We start from the raw sequence: 17,100 nt of genomic DNA, 5'->3' as shown, positions 1-17,100 counted from the left end.
CTGCCTCCGATGGGCACAGGTCACTTCGAGTGATTGGGAAGCGGTGCACTCGGGCGTATACGAGCTACTCGTGGGCGCACGGTGACAGCCAGGACGGCACCCCGCCACCACCGATTCTTTCTGGAGCCCCCGAGTGAGCAAGCGCACCTTCCAGCCGAACAACCGTCGTCGCGCCAAGACCCACGGCTTCCGCCTGCGGATGCGCACCCGTGCCGGCCGCGCGATTCTCGCGAACCGTCGTGGCAAGGGTCGCGCCAGCCTGTCCGCCTGATTACTTACAGGTCATGACGTCGTGCTGCCTACCGAGCATCGGCTGAGGCGGCGCGAGGACTTCGCGACCGCGGTACGCCGAGGACGCCGGGCCGGACGCCCGCTCCTCGTCGTCCATCTACGTAGCGGTGCAACCGACCCGCACGCGCCTGGGGAGAGCGCTCCCCCGACGCGTGCGGGTTTCGTCGTGAGCAAAGCCGTGGGTGGAGCTGTCGTACGCAACAAGGTGAAGCGCAGGCTTCGCCATCTGATGCGTGACCGAGTGGCCCTGCTGCCCCCCGGTAGCCTGGTAGTCGTACGAGCGTTGCCCGGTGCGGGTGACGCCGACCATGAACAGCTGGCCCGAGACCTGGATGCCGCCCTTCAGCGGTTGCTGGGAGGGGGCGCGCGATGAAGTACCCGCTGCTGGCTCTTATCAAGCTGTACCAGTGGACGATCAGCCCGTTGCTGGGGCCGGTGTGCAAGTACTACCCGTCGTGCTCCCACTACGGCTACCAGGCCATCGACCGGCATGGTGCGATCAAGGGAACGGCACTTACCGCCTGGCGCATCCTCCGGTGCAATCCGTGGTCGCTGGGCGGTGTGGACCATGTTCCGCCGCGCAAGCGTCCGCGGTGGCACGAAATGCTGCGTAACGCCTGGCGTGCACGCAAGGGCGGGACCTCCGCCGCCGAACCGGCCATCGAAGGGCACGGTATGTCCGACCACCCCTCGAGCCCGGCCGCCGAGACCCCGTCCCATGCTCAAGGAGCCTGATTAGTGGACACGATTGCCAGTCTTTTCAGCTTCATCACGACACCCGTTTCCTGGGTCATCGTCCAGTTCCACTCCGTGTACGGGAAGATCTTCGGTCCCGATACGGGCTGGGCCTGGGGCTTGTCCATCGTGTCCCTGGTGATCCTGATCCGTATCTGCCTCATCCCGCTCTTCGTGAAGCAGATCAAGTCGACGCGGGCGATGCAGACGCTGCAGCCCGAGATGAAGAAGATCCAGGAGCGCTACAAGAACGACAAGCAGCGCCAGTCCGAAGAGATGATGAAGCTGTACAAGGAGACGGGTACCAACCCGCTCTCCTCGTGCCTTCCCATCCTGGCGCAGTCGCCGTTCTTCTTCGCCCTTTACCACGTGCTGAACAGCATCGCGACCGGCAAGACGATGGGCTTCATCGACGAGTCGCTGCTGACCAGTGCCCGTAAGGCGCACATCTTCGGTGCCCCGCTCGCGGCGAAGTTCACCGACGGCGCCGACAAGGTCGCCTCTCTCGGCGCCACGCTGACCGACGTCCGTGTCGTCACCGCGATCATGATCGTGCTGATGTCGGCGTCGCAGTTCTACACGCAGCGCCAGCTGATGACGAAGAACGTCGACACCACGGTGAAGACGCCCTTCATGCAGCAGCAGAAGATGCTGATGTACGTCTTCCCGGTCATGTTCGCCGTCTTCGGCATCAACTTCCCGGTCGGTGTCCTCGTCTACTGGCTGACCACCAACTTGTGGACCATGGGCCAGCAGATGTACGTCATCCGCAACAACCCGACCCCGGGCAGCAAGGCCCAGGCCGCTTACCTGGAGCGCCTGCAGAAGCACGTCACGCACCACGAGAAGACCCGCAGCCGCGGCGAGAAGGCCATCGTGAAGGCCATCGTGGCCAAGGGGCGCGACCGCAACGAGCACGAGCGCAAGTTCATCAACACCCTGACCAAGGCGGGTCTGGCGGCCCAGGACGACGGCACCGTGGTGAAGGGCGTCAGCGCCGCCGTCACCGAGGCCGAGGACGGCACCCCGACGACCGCCGGCGGTGCCCCCAAGAGGCAGCAGCCGAAGCGGCAGTCCAAGTCCCAGCGTCAGTCCGGTGCGGCCAAGGCGGCGGGCGAGTCCGAGCCGAAGACCTCGCTGACCAAGTCCGACGAGCCGCAGGACGCCAAGCCGAATGCAGCCAAGCCGGCGGCGAGCGGCAACAAGCCCGGCTCCGGTACCCGCAGCAAAGCCCAGTCCGGACAGCGCAAGGGTCCTCAGCGGCCCAAGTCGCCGTCCAAGAAGTAAGAAGGAGTCCATCCCGTGACGGAAGGCACCACCTCCGCTGCCGCCGAGGGCGACACCCTGACCCGCCTGGAGCAGGAGGGCGAGATCGCGGCGGACTACCTCGAGGGTCTGCTCGACATCGCTGACCTCGACGGCGACATCGACATGGACGTCGAGGCCGACCGCGCCGCTGTTTCGATCATCAGCGAAGCCGGCGGCCGCGATCTGAACAAGCTGGTCGGCCGGGACGGCGAGGTGCTGGAGGCCCTGCAGGAGCTCACGCGCCTGGCGGTACACCGGGAGACCGGGGACCGCAGCCGCCTCATGCTGGACATCGCCGGCTACCGCGCGAAGAAGCGTGAGGAGCTCTCCGAGCTGGGCGCCAAGGCCGCGGCCGAGGTCAAGAGCTCCGGCGAGCCCGTGAAGATGAACCCGATGACGCCCTTCGAGCGCAAGGTGGTGCACGACGCGGTCAAGGCCGCGGGCCTGCGCAGTGAGTCCGAGGGCGAGGAGCCGCAGCGCTTCGTCGTCGTGCTTCCCGCCTGATCGGTACGTACGTTCCATCGGCCCCGTCTGTTGCGCAGGCGGGGCCGATCTTTGTCAGCCTGGTAGTCCCCGGTTGTTTCCTGGTAGTCCCAGTGGTCCCTGATGGTCCTGGTGGTCAGCGCTCAATGCGCTTATGCGGTACGGAAGGACGGTCCCCGTGACGGAGGCAGCGGAGCTCCCTCCCGCGCCCGAGCAGGCGCGCGAGGTATTCGGTAATCGCTTCGCGGACGCGGTCCGGTACGCGGAACTCTTGGCCGAGGCGGGTGTGCAGCGGGGGCTGATCGGCCCGCGCGAAGTGCCCCGCCTGTGGGAGCGGCACCTGTTGAACTGCGCGGTGCTCTCCGAGGTCGTACCCGAAGGGGTGACGGTGTGCGATGTCGGATCGGGCGCCGGGCTCCCAGGCATCCCGCTGGCGCTCGTCCGTGAGGACCTCAAGATCACACTGCTTGAGCCATTGCTGCGGCGCACGACCTTCCTGACCGAGGTCGTGGAACTGCTGGGCCTCGACCATGTGACGGTCGTCCGTGGCCGTGCTGAGGAGGTCATGGGCAAGCTTCAGCCCGTTCACGTGGTGACCGCGCGCGCCGTGGCGCCTCTGGACCGCCTGGCCGCTTGGGGTATCCCGCTGCTGCGTCCCTACGGCGAGATGCTCGCCCTCAAGGGCGACACCGCAGAGGAGGAGCTGAAGATCGCCGCTACGGCGCTCAGCAAGCTCGGTGCCGTCCGGACTTCCGTCCTCCATGTCGGAGAGGGAGTGGTGGATCCGCTCTCCACCGTCGTCCGTGTCGAGGTCGGGGAGAGCCCCGGTGGTGTGCGCTTCGCGGCCAAGCGGGCGAAGGCGGCCCGCACCGGGCGAACGCGACGCCGACGCTGAGCCCGAGAGGCTCGATGGACCCTGAACTCCCGGCTCCGCTCGACGGAGCCGGGAGTTCTTCGTCACTCCCGCTGATCCGTCCTGACGACGAGCGGTACTCCACACAAGCTGCCAAACCTACGCATCTCGGAGTGTCGCGCCGTGATGGCCGTGAACGCTATGCATCGTGTTTCACGTGAAACGTCGCTCACTGTTGCACGGCATCATCAGTCGCGGCCGGGCCGCGGCCGAACCCCGCGACCGGAGACCTCTCGGTTCCCTCAGAGAGGGTGCGGAGTTGTCCACAGAGGTGGATTTCTCCACAGAAGAACGGGCCTCGCTGGTTCACGACCCCGAAGGCATGGGAGGCTCTGTTCATTGCGAGCCTGAAGTCGAGGAGAGTGAATCCTTGCGGTCCGACGCCAACATCGCGGGACCGATGACCGATCCGGTCCCCGGTCCCCGTACCGAGTCGATGGGGGAGGATGTTTCACGTGAAACACCGCCCCCAATGGACGACACTCCCATCGGTCGTGCTGCCCAACTGGCAGTGGAGGCGCTAGGTCGCGCCGGTGAGGGCCTGCCACGGCCCGAGCAGACCCGGGTCATGGTCGTTGCCAACCAGAAGGGCGGGGTGGGTAAGACCACGACCACGGTCAACCTTGCTGCCTCACTCGCTCTGCACGGTGGCCGTGTCCTGGTGATCGACCTCGACCCTCAGGGCAATGCCTCTACCGCGCTGGGCATCGACCATCACGCCGAAGTTCCATCGATCTACGACGTGTTGATCGACAGCAGGCCGCTCTCCGAAGTCGTCCAGGCGGTCCCCGATGTCGAGGGTCTCTTCTGCGCGCCCGCCACGATCGATCTCGCCGGTGCGGAGATCGAGCTCGTGTCCCTGGTGGCACGGGAGAGCCGGCTGGAACGAGCGATCCAGGCATACGAGCAGCCGCTGGACTACATCCTCATCGACTGCCCGCCGTCGCTCGGCCTTCTGACGGTCAACGCGCTGGTGGCCGGCGCGGAGGTCCTCATCCCCATTCAGTGCGAGTACTACGCGCTGGAAGGCCTGGGACAGCTCCTGCGCAACGTGGACCTGGTACGGGGGCACCTCAACCCCAACCTCCATGTCTCGACGATTCTGCTCACCATGTACGACGGCCGGACGCGACTGGCGTCGCAGGTCGCGGACGAGGTGCGCAGTCACTTCGGCAAGGAGGTGCTGCGGACGAGCATTCCTCGCTCGGTCCGTATCTCCGAGGCCCCGAGCTATGGGCAGACGGTGCTGACCTACGATCCGGGGTCGAGCGGTGCCCTCTCGTATCTTGAGGCAGCACGGGAAATCGCCCTCCGAGGAGTCGGTGTGGCGTACGACGCGGAACCTGCCCATATGGGCGCACAGAACGGTCAGAACATGGTGGAGGGGATCCAGTGAGCGAGCGACGACGGGGACTGGGGCGTGGCCTCGGCGCACTGATTCCTGCGGCCCCGACAGGGGAGAAGTCGGCTTCCTCGGCGGTGGGCGGCCCGTCCGCTTCGCCGACGGCCGTGCCCGTACTCACCGCGGAGCGCGGGGTGGCGGCGGCGAAGGTGGCCATGCTGCCGCCTGTTTCACATGAAACGGAGGAGTTGTCGTCGAACGGAGCTCTGGAGGCGCACCCGGCGCCTGTAGGTGCTCACTTCGCCGAGCTGCCCCTCGACTTCATCACCCCGAACCCTCGCCAGCCCCGCGAGGTTTTCGACGAGGACGCTCTTGCCGAACTCGTCACGTCCATCAAGGAGGTCGGGCTCCTCCAGCCCGTCGTCGTACGGCAGGTCGGTCCTGCGCGCTACGAGCTCATCATGGGCGAGCGGCGCTTCCGGGCATGCCGTGAAGCCGGGCTCGAGGCCATTCCGGCGATCGTGCGGGCCACCGAGGACGACAAGCTCCTCCTGGACGCGCTACTGGAGAACCTGCACCGCGCGCAGCTGAACCCGCTGGAAGAGGCCGCGGCCTACGACCAGCTGCTCAAGGACTTCAACTGCACGCACGACCAGCTGGCGGACCGCATTGGGCGGTCGCGTCCGCAGGTCTCCAACACCCTGCGTCTGCTGAAGCTCTCTCCCGCGGTTCAGCGCCGTGTTGCGGCCGGGGTCCTCTCTGCCGGACACGCACGGGCGCTGCTCTCCGTCGACGACTCGGAGGAGCAGGACCGGCTGGCTCACCGGATCGTGGCTGAGGGCCTTTCGGTGCGGGCCGTCGAGGAGATCGTCACCCTCATGGGATCGAGGCCGCAGACCGCACCGCGCTCCAAGGGGCCGCGGGCCGGTGCTCGGCTCTCCCCGGCGCTCAGCGATCTGGCGTCGCGTCTCTCGGACCGCTTCGAGACGCGGGTGAAGGTCGACCTGGGGCAGAAGAAGGGCAAGATCACCGTCGAGTTCGCTTCGATGGACGACCTGGAGCGGATCCTCGGTTCACTCGCTCCGGGCGAGAGACCGGTTCTTCAGAAGAGTCTTCTGGACGACGACTCCGAGGAGTCGGAGGACTGAGTCCTCCGGTGGTGGGACGGTCTTTGATCGTGGGACCCACCAGAGCGGGCCGTGTCCGGTGTGTACCGGACACGGCCCGCTCTTTTGCTTTCTGGCGGTATCGATGGAATCGCATCGTGGATACGATGCGTTCGGGTATGGCGCATCCACCTGACAGCACCTTCATTGGGGAGGCGGGGGCCGTGCAATCCATGACCCGTACCGGACTGCTGACCGCGGGCCTGGGACTGGGAGCGGTCGGCGGTTTCGTCGGCAGTCTGCTCAAGGAGCGGAGCGCTCTGGCAGCCGCCCGTGACGCTGCGGGCGAAGGAAGCGAGGAACATCCTTCATGGGGCGTCGGCTCGTACCGCTCACGCTGGACAACCTTCAGGACCTTCCCAAGCGCTGTCGCTCGTGTGTCTTCTGGGAGCTGGACCCAGTCAGCGGTCAGGCCGCGGTAAAGGCAGGCACACCCGAGCTGGAGAAGGAGGCCTGGATCTCCGCGGTCCTGCTGGAGTGGGGATCCTGCGGCCGCGTTGTCTACGTGGACGACGTACCGGTGGGGTTCGTGCTGTACGCGCCTCCGGCCTATGTTCCCCGCGCCACTGCTTTCCCCACGAGCCCGGTGTCACCGGATGCGGTTCAGCTGATGACCGCCTTCATCCTGCCGGGTTACCAGGGGCAGGGGCTTGGCCGGGTCATGGTGCAGACAGTCGCCAAGGATCTGCTGCGCCGGGGCTTCAAAGCGATCGAGGCGTTCGGGGACGCGCGGTGGAAGGAGCCGGCCTGTGTACTACCCGCGGACCATCTGCTGGCCGTGGGCTTCAAGACGGTCCGGCCGCACCCCACCTATCCGCGACTGAGGCTTGAGCTGCGGACGACGCTCTCGTGGAAGGAAGACGTGGAGCTGGCCCTGGACCGCCTTCTGGGAGCCGTGCAGAAGGAACCGGCGCTCCGCCCCCTGTAGCCGACGCTCTGGCCTTGCAGAGGGCGTTCTGACCTCGCAAAGACGAGTGGGCCGGCCCTTCCGGGCCGGCCCACTCGTGTTTCACGTGAAACATGCGCCGCTCGCCCGCGGCAGCTCACCGATTACTCGGCGATGAAGTCCTCAAGGTCACGCACGATGGCAGCCTTCGGCTTCGCACCGACGATGGTCTTGGCGACCTCGCCACCCTGATAGACGTTCAGGGTCGGGATCGACATCACGCCGTACTTGGCGGCGATACCCGGGTTCTCGTCGATGTTGAGCTTGACGACCTCGATCTTGTCGCCGTACTCGGCGGCGATCGCCTCGAGCGACGGCGCGATCTGGCGGCACGGACCGCACCAGGCGGCCCAGAAGTCCACCAGGACGGGCTTGTCGCTCTTGAGGACGTCCTGCTCGAAGGAGTCGTCGGTCACGTTCTTGAGGGTGCCGGCCACGGCGGGCTCCTTAACTCGTTGGTGCGGTGGGGCGGATGGGGGTCAGACAGTGGCGGCCGCGGTGGCGGCCTCGTTGTCCGCGAGGGCGGCAAGGTAGCGCTCAGCGTCGAGGGCGGCGGAGCAGCCGGTGCCGGCGGCGGTGATCGCCTGGCGGTACGTGTGGTCGACGACGTCACCGGCACCGAAGACACCGGTCAGGTTCGTCCGAGTCGAGGGCGCCTCGACCTTCAGGTAGCCCTCGCCGTCAAGGTCGAGCTGACCCTTGAAGAGCTCGGTGCGCGGGTCGTGGCCGATCGCGATGAACAGACCGGTCACCGGCAGCTCGGAGATCTCGCCCGTCTTGAGGTTGCGCAGCTTCAGACCCGAGAGCTTCGGGTCACCCTCGATCTCGGCGATTTCGCTGTCCCAGACGAACTTGATCTTCGGGTCGGCGAAGGCACGCTCCTGCATTGCCTTGGAGGCGCGCAGGCTGTCCCGGCGGTGGACGATCGTCACGGACTTGGCGAAGCGGGAGAGGAAGGTGGCCTCCTCCATCGCGGTGTCGCCGCCGCCGATCACGGCGATGTCGTGGTCCTTGAAGAAGAAGCCGTCACACGTGGCACACCAGGAGACGCCGCGTCCGGAGAGGGCGTCCTCGTTGGGCAGGCCGAGCTTGCGGTGCTGGGAGCCGGTCGTGACGATGATCGCCTTGGCACGGTGGACGGTGCCCGCGGTGTCCGTCACGGTCTTGATCTCGCCCGCCAGGTCGACGGCCACGATGTCGTCCGGAACGAGCTCGGCACCGAAGCGCTCGGCCTGGGCACGCATGTTGTCCATGAGCTCGGGGCCCATGATGCCGTCCTGGAAGCCGGGGAAGTTCTCCACCTCGGTGGTGTTCATCAGCGCGCCGCCTGCGGTGACGGCGCCCTCGAACACCAGGGGCTTCAGCGACGCGCGCGCGGTGTAGAGCGCCGCCGTGTAGCCGGCGGGCCCGGAGCCGATGATGATCACGTTACGGACGTCGGTCACGGCTTGATTCCTCGTCTCTGGAGACTGCTGCGTACTGCCGGTGGGAGCCTCTCTCAGAACTCTCACCCCACCCAACGGATCCTAAGGGGCCAGCATTCCCTCTGTGTCCGGGCACACGGGGGCGCGGGACCGCAGAGAGAGGCCAAGGGACGTCTGGGCAGGAGCTCGCTCGGTTCTGAGAACCTCAGGACGGGGTGTACGACTGCGTCAGCAGGAGCTTTCCCGGGGATGCCGAGTCCTGCTTCATGCAGGCGGCGTCGACGATGTAAGCCGCGACCTTCGTGCTGTCGGAGGCGTCGGGCTGCACGACGAGATAGACACTCGTGCCGTTGTACGTGCCCGGCTCGGCGGCGAGAACCGCCCCGCTGTTCCCCGTTCCCTCCTGGACGCATTCAGGGACGGTTACGGAGGGCGTGACCAAAGTGCCGATCCCTGGAGACCCGGAACCGGCGTCAGGGGACTCGACGCCCCAGGGTTCCACGCCGCCGGAGCGATTTTCTGCGCTCTTGTTCTTCGCGAGGAGATCAGAGACCTGGCTCTCCAACGTCCCCTCGGAGAAGGTGACCGTCGAACCCGACTCTTGCGGTGCCTCTGCCTGAGAACCTTTGCCCGAGTTGTCGTCGCCCATCGTCTGCAGGAGGATCGCGCCCAGCCCCAGTGCGGCGGCCGTGAAGACCGAACCGATGACGGCGGCCCTACGGCGTCCATGACGCACTCGGTGGGCACGTCCGGGGCCGGTGGCCGCGCGAGGACGCCCCAGGGGGCGGTCTGCCGAGGAAGGGGAACCTGGGTCGGGTGATGCGACGAGGACGTCAGCGGACGATGTTTCACGTGAAACACTCGCGCGGTCGTCCGCCGCATCGGAGTCACGCTCGGGTGCCGTGGCACTCAGCAGGGCTTCCGCCGCCAGAGCGGCATCAATGCGGCCGGCCACGTCGGCGGGCATGCGAACCGGGCCCGGCAGGGTCCCGAGCAGACCTCGGATCTCCTCCAGCGAGTCGTACACGTCGGCACAGAGCGGGCAATCGTCGAGATGCCTTCGCACGTCCTCGGTACGGGTGGGAGGGAGGAGACCTTCGGTGAGGTCGGAGATCTCCGCGACGTCCGGGTGCCCGGCCATATCCGTCGTGGATGTCACGCTCTCCCACCTCCGCCCTTCACAGCAGCTGGATCGCTTGGCCCTGCATCGTGTGGTCCCGCTGCGGGTGGGACGGATGTCCCCTGCGTCCGGTTCCGTCCGCTGCCCGCCTTCTTGCCGTCCTCGCTGCTCCCGTTCTCCGTGCGGAGATGGGTGAGCAGCGGGAGCAGTCTGGCTCTGCCGCGAGCGCAGCGGCTCTTCACCGTGCCGATCGGCACGTCGAGGATGTGGGCTGCCTCCGCCACGGGGTAGCCCTGCATGTCCACCAGAACCAGGGCGGCGCGCTGGTCGGGCGGCAGGGTGGACAACGCCTTGAGGAGCTCTCGGTGCAGATCGTTGCGCTCGGCCGGAGCGGAGGCTGACTCGTGCGGCTCGAGGAGCTGTTCCAGGCGTTCGGTGTCATCGACGGGAGAGGTCTTCCTGGAAGCGGCCTTGCGGGCCCGATCCAGGCAGGCGTTCACCGTGATGCGGTGCAGCCAGGTGGTGACGGCCGACTGGCCGCGGAAGGTGTGGGCGGCGCGGTAGGCGGAGACGAGGGCGTCCTGAACCGCGTCAGCGGCTTCCTCACGGTCTCCCAGCGTTCGCAGGGCCACCGCCCAGAGCCGGTCGCGATGACGCCTTACGAGCTCGCCGAAGGCGTCGGGGTCGCCCTCGACATGGCGAGCGAGGAGGTCCTGATCGCTTGCTTCGCCGTATGCGACTTCATCGGCCATCGGACCCCCTCCCCTTTGTCGACGAGCGTCAGCCGGTGAACTTCACGTCCGTGATGGCTTGCTTGTAGCCGGCGCCGCTGTACTCGTCCTTGCCCGAGTAAGGGGCCGCGGTGATCCAGACCAACACGTACCGCGTCTCCACCGCCTTGTCGGCGGCGATCTTCAGGTCTTGACCGGAGGTCGTGGCGGTTGCGATCTCATCCATGGAGCTGAGCGGGGCCGACGACGAGAGCGAGCTCGCCGCGTACAGCGAGACGGTCGTGTGATCGCCGGTGTAGTTCAGCCCTATCGAAGCCGCCGACAGGCTCTGTGTGGAGCCGAGGTCGTAGACGATGCCCACGCCCTGCTTGTACGGGGCCAGCACGGGCCCGCCGTTGAAGGAGTACGTGCGCCAGTACGTGGAGCTGTCGCCGTCGTAGGTGAGCCCCACGTCGTTGGGGTGCTGAGCCTTGCCGTCCGGGTAGTACTCCTGCGCACCCTTGATGGTGATCGGCTCGACCGGCTTGGCCTTGTCGCTCGACTTGTCGTCGCCGTCCGTCGGCTGCGTCTGGTTCGTGTCCTCGGACTTGCCCTGGTCCATGAGCGCGTCCGCGAGCTGCCAGCTGCCGAGGCCCAGCGCGGCGATGAGCAGAGCTGACACGGCCCACTTGAGGACCTTGCCGGTACGGCTCTGCAACGGGGACGGCGGGGTCGGAACGGGCTGCGTCGCACCAGGGCGCGGTGCCTGACGGCCGTACGTGCCCTGCTGGTACGACGTGCGCTGGTACTCCGGCGGGGCGGTGAACGCCGGCTCCGGCGGGCGGATGCGGGGCATCTCGCTGATCGCCCTCACCAGTTCCTCCGGCGTGGTGCACGGAGTTTCGTGGCGGGAGGCGGTCGCGCCGTCGTTGGCGAGCGCGCGCATGGTGAGCTCGGACAGGCCCCGGTGAACGCCTGCCCGTACCTGGTCGGGAGCGATGAGACCGACGCCCTTGGGCAGCCCGGACAGACCGTACGCGTCGTTGTCGTACGGCCAGCGCTGAGTCAGCGCGGCGTACAGGAGTGCACCGATCGCCTCCGTGTCGGTGCGCTGCGGAGTGTCGGAACTGATGCCGCGCAGCGCGGCGTTCACCGCGAGCCCGCGAATGCGCCACTGGCCCGACGAGGTGCGCAGTACGGCACCCGGGGTCAGCCTCAGGTGCGCGAGACCCTCGCGGTGCGCGGCGGCCATGGCCTGGGAGACCTGGCTGACCATCTGGTACGCGTCGTGCACTTCGAGCGGGCCCGAGGCCAGGAGCGTCGTGAGCTCCGTGGCGTCCGGAAGCCACTCGTGCACCACATAGACGAGGTCGTTCTCCTCGACCGCGTCCAGGACCTGGACGAAGCGGGGATCGCCGAGCAGGGCGGAGGACCGGGCCGCCGCCAGTACTGAGCGGGCCCGCGAATGGTCGGCGGGCAGCAGATGCACACCGACGGCTCGGCGGAGTTTCTCGTCCACCGCACGCCAACTGCTGAAACCGTCCAGACGGGTGACGCACTCCTCGAGGCGGTAGCGTCTGGCGAGCTTGTGACCACTGTGCAGTTCGGGCGGTGAGGCCTTTCCGGGACGCTCGGTCCCGCCGCTCCCCTGTGCCTCTTCGCTCTCCGTGTCCCGCTCCCGCTTCTGGGCCACCCCGTCGGCCGTGGACTGGTCCGCCTTGGCGGTCAGCGGCTCGTCACCGCTGTTGTCTGCCACGTCGACGGCAGCCGTGCTCCGTTCCGCCACCGTCGTTCCCGCCTCCCCATCCTTTGCGTGCTCCGACGCAGAAACCAATTGTGCCCACAGTCCGCCGCTATGCACGACACACGGCGGCGAACGATGGTTGTGCGCGTACCCCCGCCTCAGCGCCCCAGGCGCCCGCGGACCATTCCGACCATTGAGTTGAGTTCTTCGATGCGCATCTTCCTCGCTGCGACGTAGAAGACGGCGAGGAGGGCGATCGATCCCGCGACGAGTGCCGCGATCGATCCGACGACTCCGTGACCGAGCGCCCTGGTGATCGCGAACCCGACCGCGCCACCTGCCAGGGCACCCGGGATGCACGCCAGGCAGAGCCGGGCGTACGTCCGCAGGACACGGGCGCCGTCGAGGTCTCCGTCCAGCCGCCTGCGCAGCCGCTGCCAGGCGACTCCGACGCCGACCATGTACGCCAGGCCGTACGAGCCGGCCATGCCGACGACCGCCCACTTGGCGGGCAGAACCACGTAGCAGAGCGCTGAGGCAGCGGCGTTCACCGCGGCCACGATGACCGTGTTGTAGAAGGGCGTGCGGGTGTCCTCGTACGCGTAGAAGCCGCGCAGGACGACGTACTGCACGGAGAACGGAATCAGGCCCAGGCCGAACGCCATGAGGACGTAGCCCATGGACTGGGCGGCCGGGATACCGCTGGAGCCGAAGAGCAGGGTGCACATCGGGATGCCCAGGGCGACGAACATGAAGGCGACCGGGACGATCGCGACTGCCGAGGTGCGCAGGCCTTGGGAGATGTCGTCGCGGACGGCGCCAGGATCGCCGTCGTGGGCGGCTCGCGAGATCCTCGGCAGCATGGCCGCCATGACGGAGACTGTGATGATCGCCTGCGGCATGCCCCAGATCAGCTGGGCGTTGGAGTAGGCCATGATGCCCGCGCCGCTTCTGCCCGAGGACTCGCCTGCCGCGGTGGCCAGTTGGGTGACGACGAGGACGCCCGCCTGGTTGGCGAGGACGAAGAGCACGGTCCACTTGGCGAGCTGGACAGCCTTGCCGAGGCCATGGCCCTTCCAGTCGAAGCGCGGGCGGAACCGGAAACCGGTCTCGCGCAGATACGGGATCATCGCCAGGGCCTGCACGACCAGGCCGAGCAGGGTGCCGATGCCGAGCAGTCGGATGCCGTCCGCCGGGATGTTGCTCACCGTCATGCCGGAGTCCGCGGCGGTCCCGTACACCCAGAGGAACATGCCGAACGTGAAGATCATGACGATGTTGTTCAGGACCGGAGTCCACATCATCGCGCCGAACTTCCCGCGGGCGTTCAGGATCTGGCCCATGACCACATGGACACCCATGAAGAAGATCGTGGGCAGGCAGTAGCGGGCGAAGGAGACGGCGACATTGTTCGACGCCGGGTTGCTGGCGACGGAGTTCGACATCAATTGGATCAGCAGCGGAGCCGCGAAGACGGCGGCGGCGACGATCACAGCGAGGGCGACCATGACGAGGGTCAGCAGGCGGTTGGCGTAAGCCTCGCCGCCGTCCTCGTCGTCCTTCATGGAGCGCACCAGCTGGGGCACGAAGACCGAGTTGAGTCCTCCGCCGACGGTGAGGATGTAGATCATCGTCGGCAGCGTGTACGCGACGGTCCAGGTGTCGCCGAGTGTCGCGGCACCGAGAGCGGCCGTGATGATCATGGTGCGTACGAAACCGGTGAGCCGGGACACGAGTGTCCCCGCCGCCATCACCGCGCTCGACTGGAGCATCCCCGAAACACGCCCCCCGGACTTCTTCGGTGCGGACGCAGCCGCGGGGGGCGGAGCCTGCGCGGCGGCCGGAGCTGGTTCGGCGGCCGGTGACGGTACGCCGGGCGGACCGGCGTACGGACGGCCGGTGCCCTGTCCCTGGTCGCGGAAGAGGTGGGCGAAGGCATCGGGCTCGTGGTGCTGCTCGCCGGCCTGGGTGACCAGGTCGTCGACGCCCACGAACTGGGTGGTGGACGCGTCGTCCCCGTACGGAAGGTGCCGGGTCGGGCCCGCGGGCTCCGGCGGGGGCGTCTGGGCCCAGATGCGCGGGTCGGGGGCGTACTGCGGCGTGGGCGGCTGGGCGTAGAGCGGAGGCTGCGGGTGATACGTGCCGGGCGGCGGCGGGGGGTGCGCGGCACGGTCGTAGAGTGCCTCGGTCACCGGGTCCTGGGCGGAGAGGTCCTGTGCCCGGTAGGGGTCCTGGGCGTAGGCGTCCTGGAAGTACATGTCCGCGGGGGGTCCCTGCGGCAGCTGCCCGGGCTCGGGCGGCGGGCCTTCGGGATAGCCCTCGGGGTAGCCGGAGTTCCCGGTGCCCTGATCCGGGTAGCCCTCGGGGTAGCCCGAGCTGCCCGCGCCCTGACCGCGGTCACCGTCGTACGGCGCGTTCATGGTTACCCCACCTCATCGTCCCCGGGCCCACCGGCCACGACATCGCTCAACGGTCCACTCTCTCACCCGTGCCGGACGGGTCGGCGCTTTCCGGTGCGGTGTCCGGTGTCGGGTCACTCGGGTGCTCCGGGTCGTCTGCCCCGGACTCCGTGCCGGACTCGTCTGCGGGGTGGTCCTGGGAGTCCTCGGTGTCCACGGTGGCGTCCGCGTCTTCGTTCGGGCTCTCGTCCTCGCCGGCGTCCTCCTCGGCCTGCCGGGCGGCCGCGCGCTTGCGCTGCGTGTACATCCGGAATCCGGCGAGCACGAGCAGCAGGAAGCCGCCGCCGATGACCAGCATCACCGTCGAGGTGATCTCGGTGACCTTCACCTCGAAGGTGACGGGGTCGCCGTATTTCTGACCGTCCTGCGTGTACAGCTGGGCGACCACCTTCACGGGGCCGTTGGCCTTGATCGAGGTGGTGAACTTCACCGACTGGCTGTGCTCGCCCGCGACGGTGATCGGCTGCTCGTCGTAGGGGCCGTCGCCGATCTTGAGGCGGGTGGGCTGCTGCGAGGTGAGGCGCAGGACCAGATGATCGACGTCCTGCACGAGGTTGTTCTGCACGGTCACGGGGATCGTGGCGCTGCGCCCCGAGAGTTTCGCGTCGGACTTCTCGATCAGTCCGACCAGGCCGGTGAGTTCGTTGAGGTACGACGAAACGCTTGCGCGGAAGGTAGCCGCCGGAACGGGACGGCCGCGCCAGGACGTGGACATCCCCCGGTCCATCGCCCGGCCGAACGGGGTGACCACACGGGACTCGTCGGTGAGGATGACCTTGAAGTTGTCGAGACTGGTCTGCGTGTCCCGGATCCACTCGAAGGCCGACTGCGGCAGCTCCTGCTTGCGCAGCGAAGAGGGATACGAGGACTCGGCGGGCACCTTCGTGGTGGCACCCGGGTCCGGCTTGGCCTTGGCGGCAGCGGACAGGCCCTGGGACTCCGACCAGTTCCCGCCCTGGAGAGCCGTCAGCGCCTGCGCCATCGTCTGGGCCTGGCTCGCGGACGGCGTGCGCTGCGGGGCGACCAGGATGCTGCGCTGCTTCTCCGGCTCCTGAAGGTTGATCGCCAGGCTCTGGGCCAGGAACTCCTGCACGGCGAGCGTGGAGCTGTCGGCCTCCGTCATGTCGCCCTGGAACGCGGTCGACAGCCGGGCGTCCGCGACCACCGCGGTCGTCCCGGCGCCGATGGGGCGGGCGGCGCTCGGCGTGTACGACAGCCCGCCCGTCTCGCGCAGGCTGTCGCTGCGGGCGATCACCTTGTCGGCGCCGGCGGAGGTGGCGACCTTGACGATCGACGGGTCGAGGGCGCCGTCCGCGGGCCAGGCGAAGTCGGTGTTCGGCGTGACGTGGAGGATGGTGTCCACCGTGCTGGCGGCCACGTCAGTGGCGTCCTTGAGGTGGCTCAGGGAGCCGGTGACGTTCGTGCCGTTGTGCGCCAGGGACGCCAGGTCGGGGTCGGCGAAGGGGAGGGCGACGACTTCCTTGTCCTCGACCGTCTTCTCCAGCTCGGCGAGCCAATGCTTGGCGATCGCCTGGTTCTTGCCCGCCGTGGTGGTGTCGCCGTCCTGGACCTGGTAGCTGCGCGTCATGGCGTCGACGGAAGCCAGCAGGTCCGGGTCGAGCACCCAGGTGACGTCAAGGCCGCTGCCCAAGGACAGCAGCTGGTCCAGACGGCCGCCCGGCGAGATCTCCTTGGCCAGGTCGTCATTCTCGAAGACGGGTGTCTGCTGCGCGTCCGACCCGGTCTCCGCCGTGAGGTGGACCGTGGAGATCAGCGGCCAGAGATACGTCGTCTTCGTCTTCGTGTCCGCCGCTTCCTCCTGCCAGGGCAGGAACGTCCGCTGGATGCCGAGGATCTGGTCCCACGACTGGGCAGCGGTCCGGCCCGTGAGGGAGACGCCGAGCTGGTAGACCCCGTCGGCGCCGAGATCCAGCTCATCGACGGGCACCGAGATGCTGAACGGCTGAGAGACGCCGACGGCGAGCTCGGAGAACTTCGCGACGTACGTGCCGCCGACTTCCGAGCCGTCGAGACCCAATTGGAACCCGGTGCGCTTCGCGGCGCTGTCGATCGCGGAGCGGCTGTTGAGAGCCGGACCCACCCGCACGCCCACATGGGCGTCCGTGACCGTCTGCTTGCCCTTGTTGGTGACCGAGCCGGAGACCGTGATGGTGTCGCCCGCCGTAGGGGCACTGGGACTGAGCGTATCGATGGAGACATCGACCGTGCTGGACCCGGTGGCGTCGGCCACAGCGGTCCTCTCGGCGGCGTACGCGGACGTGCCGAGGGGCAGCTGGAGCAGCCCGGCCAGCAAGGGCACACCGGCGAGCAGTGCGCCGCTGCGCCGGAGCCACCGGCGGGCAGGTGAGGGACTCATCCCCTGGAAGTCTGCCGCCTCGGCCACGCGCTCGCCCGTCCCTAGTCATCGTCAGTGGTCGTCGGAATGTGCGTCCACGCAT

The 17,100-nt window shown here is 67.9% G+C and carries 16 protein-coding genes; 9 read left to right on the top strand and 7 right to left on the bottom strand.

What is annotated here, in order from left to right; genetic code table 11:
• Positions 1-133: 133 nt before the first annotated feature.
• The 9 genes from rpmH (at position 134) to OG219_RS23895 (ending at position 7,166) form a co-directional block, all read left to right on the top strand.
• Entirely contained in the window at positions 134-271 is a 138-nt protein-coding gene (gene rpmH, locus OG219_RS23935) for a 50S ribosomal protein L34 (RefSeq protein ID WP_006381191.1), read from the top strand.
• A gap of 21 nt (positions 272-292) precedes the next feature.
• Positions 293-664, top strand: a complete 372-nt coding sequence (rnpA, locus tag OG219_RS23930; RefSeq protein ID WP_266458390.1) for a ribonuclease P protein component — start codon at positions 293-295, stop codon at positions 662-664.
• A complete protein-coding gene (gene yidD, locus OG219_RS23925; protein ID WP_266458393.1) occupies positions 661-1,026 on the top strand; it encodes a membrane protein insertion efficiency factor YidD in 366 nt (121 codons plus the stop codon). Before rnpA ends, yidD begins: the two co-directional genes overlap by 4 nt.
• 3 nt (positions 1,027-1,029) lie before the next feature.
• Positions 1,030-2,313 carry a membrane protein insertase YidC gene (gene yidC / locus OG219_RS23920; protein ID WP_266829648.1) on the top strand — a complete coding sequence of 428 codons (1,284 nt, stop codon included), beginning with the start codon at positions 1,030-1,032 and terminating at the stop codon, positions 2,311-2,313.
• A gap of 15 nt (positions 2,314-2,328) precedes the next feature.
• Positions 2,329-2,838 (top strand): R3H domain-containing nucleic acid-binding protein, encoded by a 510-nt coding sequence (locus tag OG219_RS23915; protein WP_266829646.1) that lies wholly within the window; start codon positions 2,329-2,331, stop codon positions 2,836-2,838.
• A 157-nt stretch (positions 2,839-2,995) separates the two neighbouring features.
• Positions 2,996-3,712, top strand: a complete 717-nt coding sequence (gene rsmG, locus OG219_RS23910; protein WP_266829644.1) for a 16S rRNA (guanine(527)-N(7))-methyltransferase RsmG — start codon at positions 2,996-2,998, stop codon at positions 3,710-3,712.
• Positions 3,713-4,052: 340 nt separating this feature from the next.
• Positions 4,053-5,126 (top strand): ParA family protein, encoded by a 1,074-nt coding sequence (locus tag OG219_RS23905; RefSeq protein ID WP_323183357.1) that lies wholly within the window; start codon positions 4,053-4,055, stop codon positions 5,124-5,126.
• Positions 5,123-6,220, top strand: coding sequence for a ParB/RepB/Spo0J family partition protein (locus OG219_RS23900; protein ID WP_266829642.1), 1,098 nt, complete (start codon positions 5,123-5,125; stop codon positions 6,218-6,220). The genes OG219_RS23905 and OG219_RS23900 overlap by 4 nt, the downstream gene beginning before the upstream one ends.
• A gap of 328 nt (positions 6,221-6,548) precedes the next feature.
• Positions 6,549-7,166: a GNAT family N-acetyltransferase gene (locus tag OG219_RS23895; RefSeq protein WP_266829640.1), complete on the top strand. Its 618-nt coding sequence runs from the start codon at positions 6,549-6,551 to the stop codon at positions 7,164-7,166.
• Between the two features lie 122 nt (positions 7,167-7,288).
• On the opposite strand, the gene trxA is transcribed toward OG219_RS23895, so the two are convergent.
• From trxA to OG219_RS23860, 7 genes are all read right to left on the bottom strand, one after another.
• Positions 7,289-7,621 carry a thioredoxin gene (gene trxA, locus OG219_RS23890; protein ID WP_266829638.1) on the bottom strand — a complete coding sequence of 111 codons (333 nt, stop codon included), beginning with the start codon at positions 7,619-7,621 and terminating at the stop codon, positions 7,289-7,291.
• A 42-nt stretch (positions 7,622-7,663) separates the two neighbouring features.
• Entirely contained in the window at positions 7,664-8,629 is a 966-nt protein-coding gene (gene trxB / locus OG219_RS23885) for a thioredoxin-disulfide reductase (protein ID WP_266829636.1), read from the bottom strand.
• A gap of 184 nt (positions 8,630-8,813) precedes the next feature.
• Complete coding sequence (locus OG219_RS23880) at positions 8,814-9,767, bottom strand: anti-sigma factor (protein WP_266829634.1); 954 nt, start codon at positions 9,765-9,767, stop codon at positions 8,814-8,816.
• Complete coding sequence (sigM, locus tag OG219_RS23875; protein ID WP_266829632.1) at positions 9,764-10,480, bottom strand: RNA polymerase sigma factor SigM; 717 nt, start codon at positions 10,478-10,480, stop codon at positions 9,764-9,766. Before sigM ends, OG219_RS23880 begins: the two co-directional genes overlap by 4 nt.
• 28 nt (positions 10,481-10,508) lie before the next feature.
• The gene (locus tag OG219_RS23870) at positions 10,509-12,224 is read right to left on the bottom strand and encodes a serine/threonine protein kinase (RefSeq protein WP_266829630.1); all 1,716 of its coding nucleotides are present in this window, start codon (positions 12,222-12,224) and stop codon (positions 10,509-10,511) included.
• 116 nt (positions 12,225-12,340) lie between these two features.
• Positions 12,341-14,602 carry a murein biosynthesis integral membrane protein MurJ gene (murJ, locus tag OG219_RS23865; RefSeq protein WP_266829628.1) on the bottom strand — a complete coding sequence of 754 codons (2,262 nt, stop codon included), beginning with the start codon at positions 14,600-14,602 and terminating at the stop codon, positions 12,341-12,343.
• A 46-nt stretch (positions 14,603-14,648) separates the two neighbouring features.
• Positions 14,649-17,045: a DUF6049 family protein gene (locus OG219_RS23860; RefSeq protein WP_266829626.1), complete on the bottom strand. Its 2,397-nt coding sequence runs from the start codon at positions 17,043-17,045 to the stop codon at positions 14,649-14,651.
• Positions 17,046-17,100 lie beyond the last annotated feature (55 nt).

Source organism: Streptomyces sp. NBC_00038 (assembly GCF_026343635.1).
GTDB lineage: Bacteria > Actinomycetota > Actinomycetes > Streptomycetales > Streptomycetaceae > Streptomyces.
This window is presented reverse-complemented; position numbering and strand designations above follow the sequence as displayed.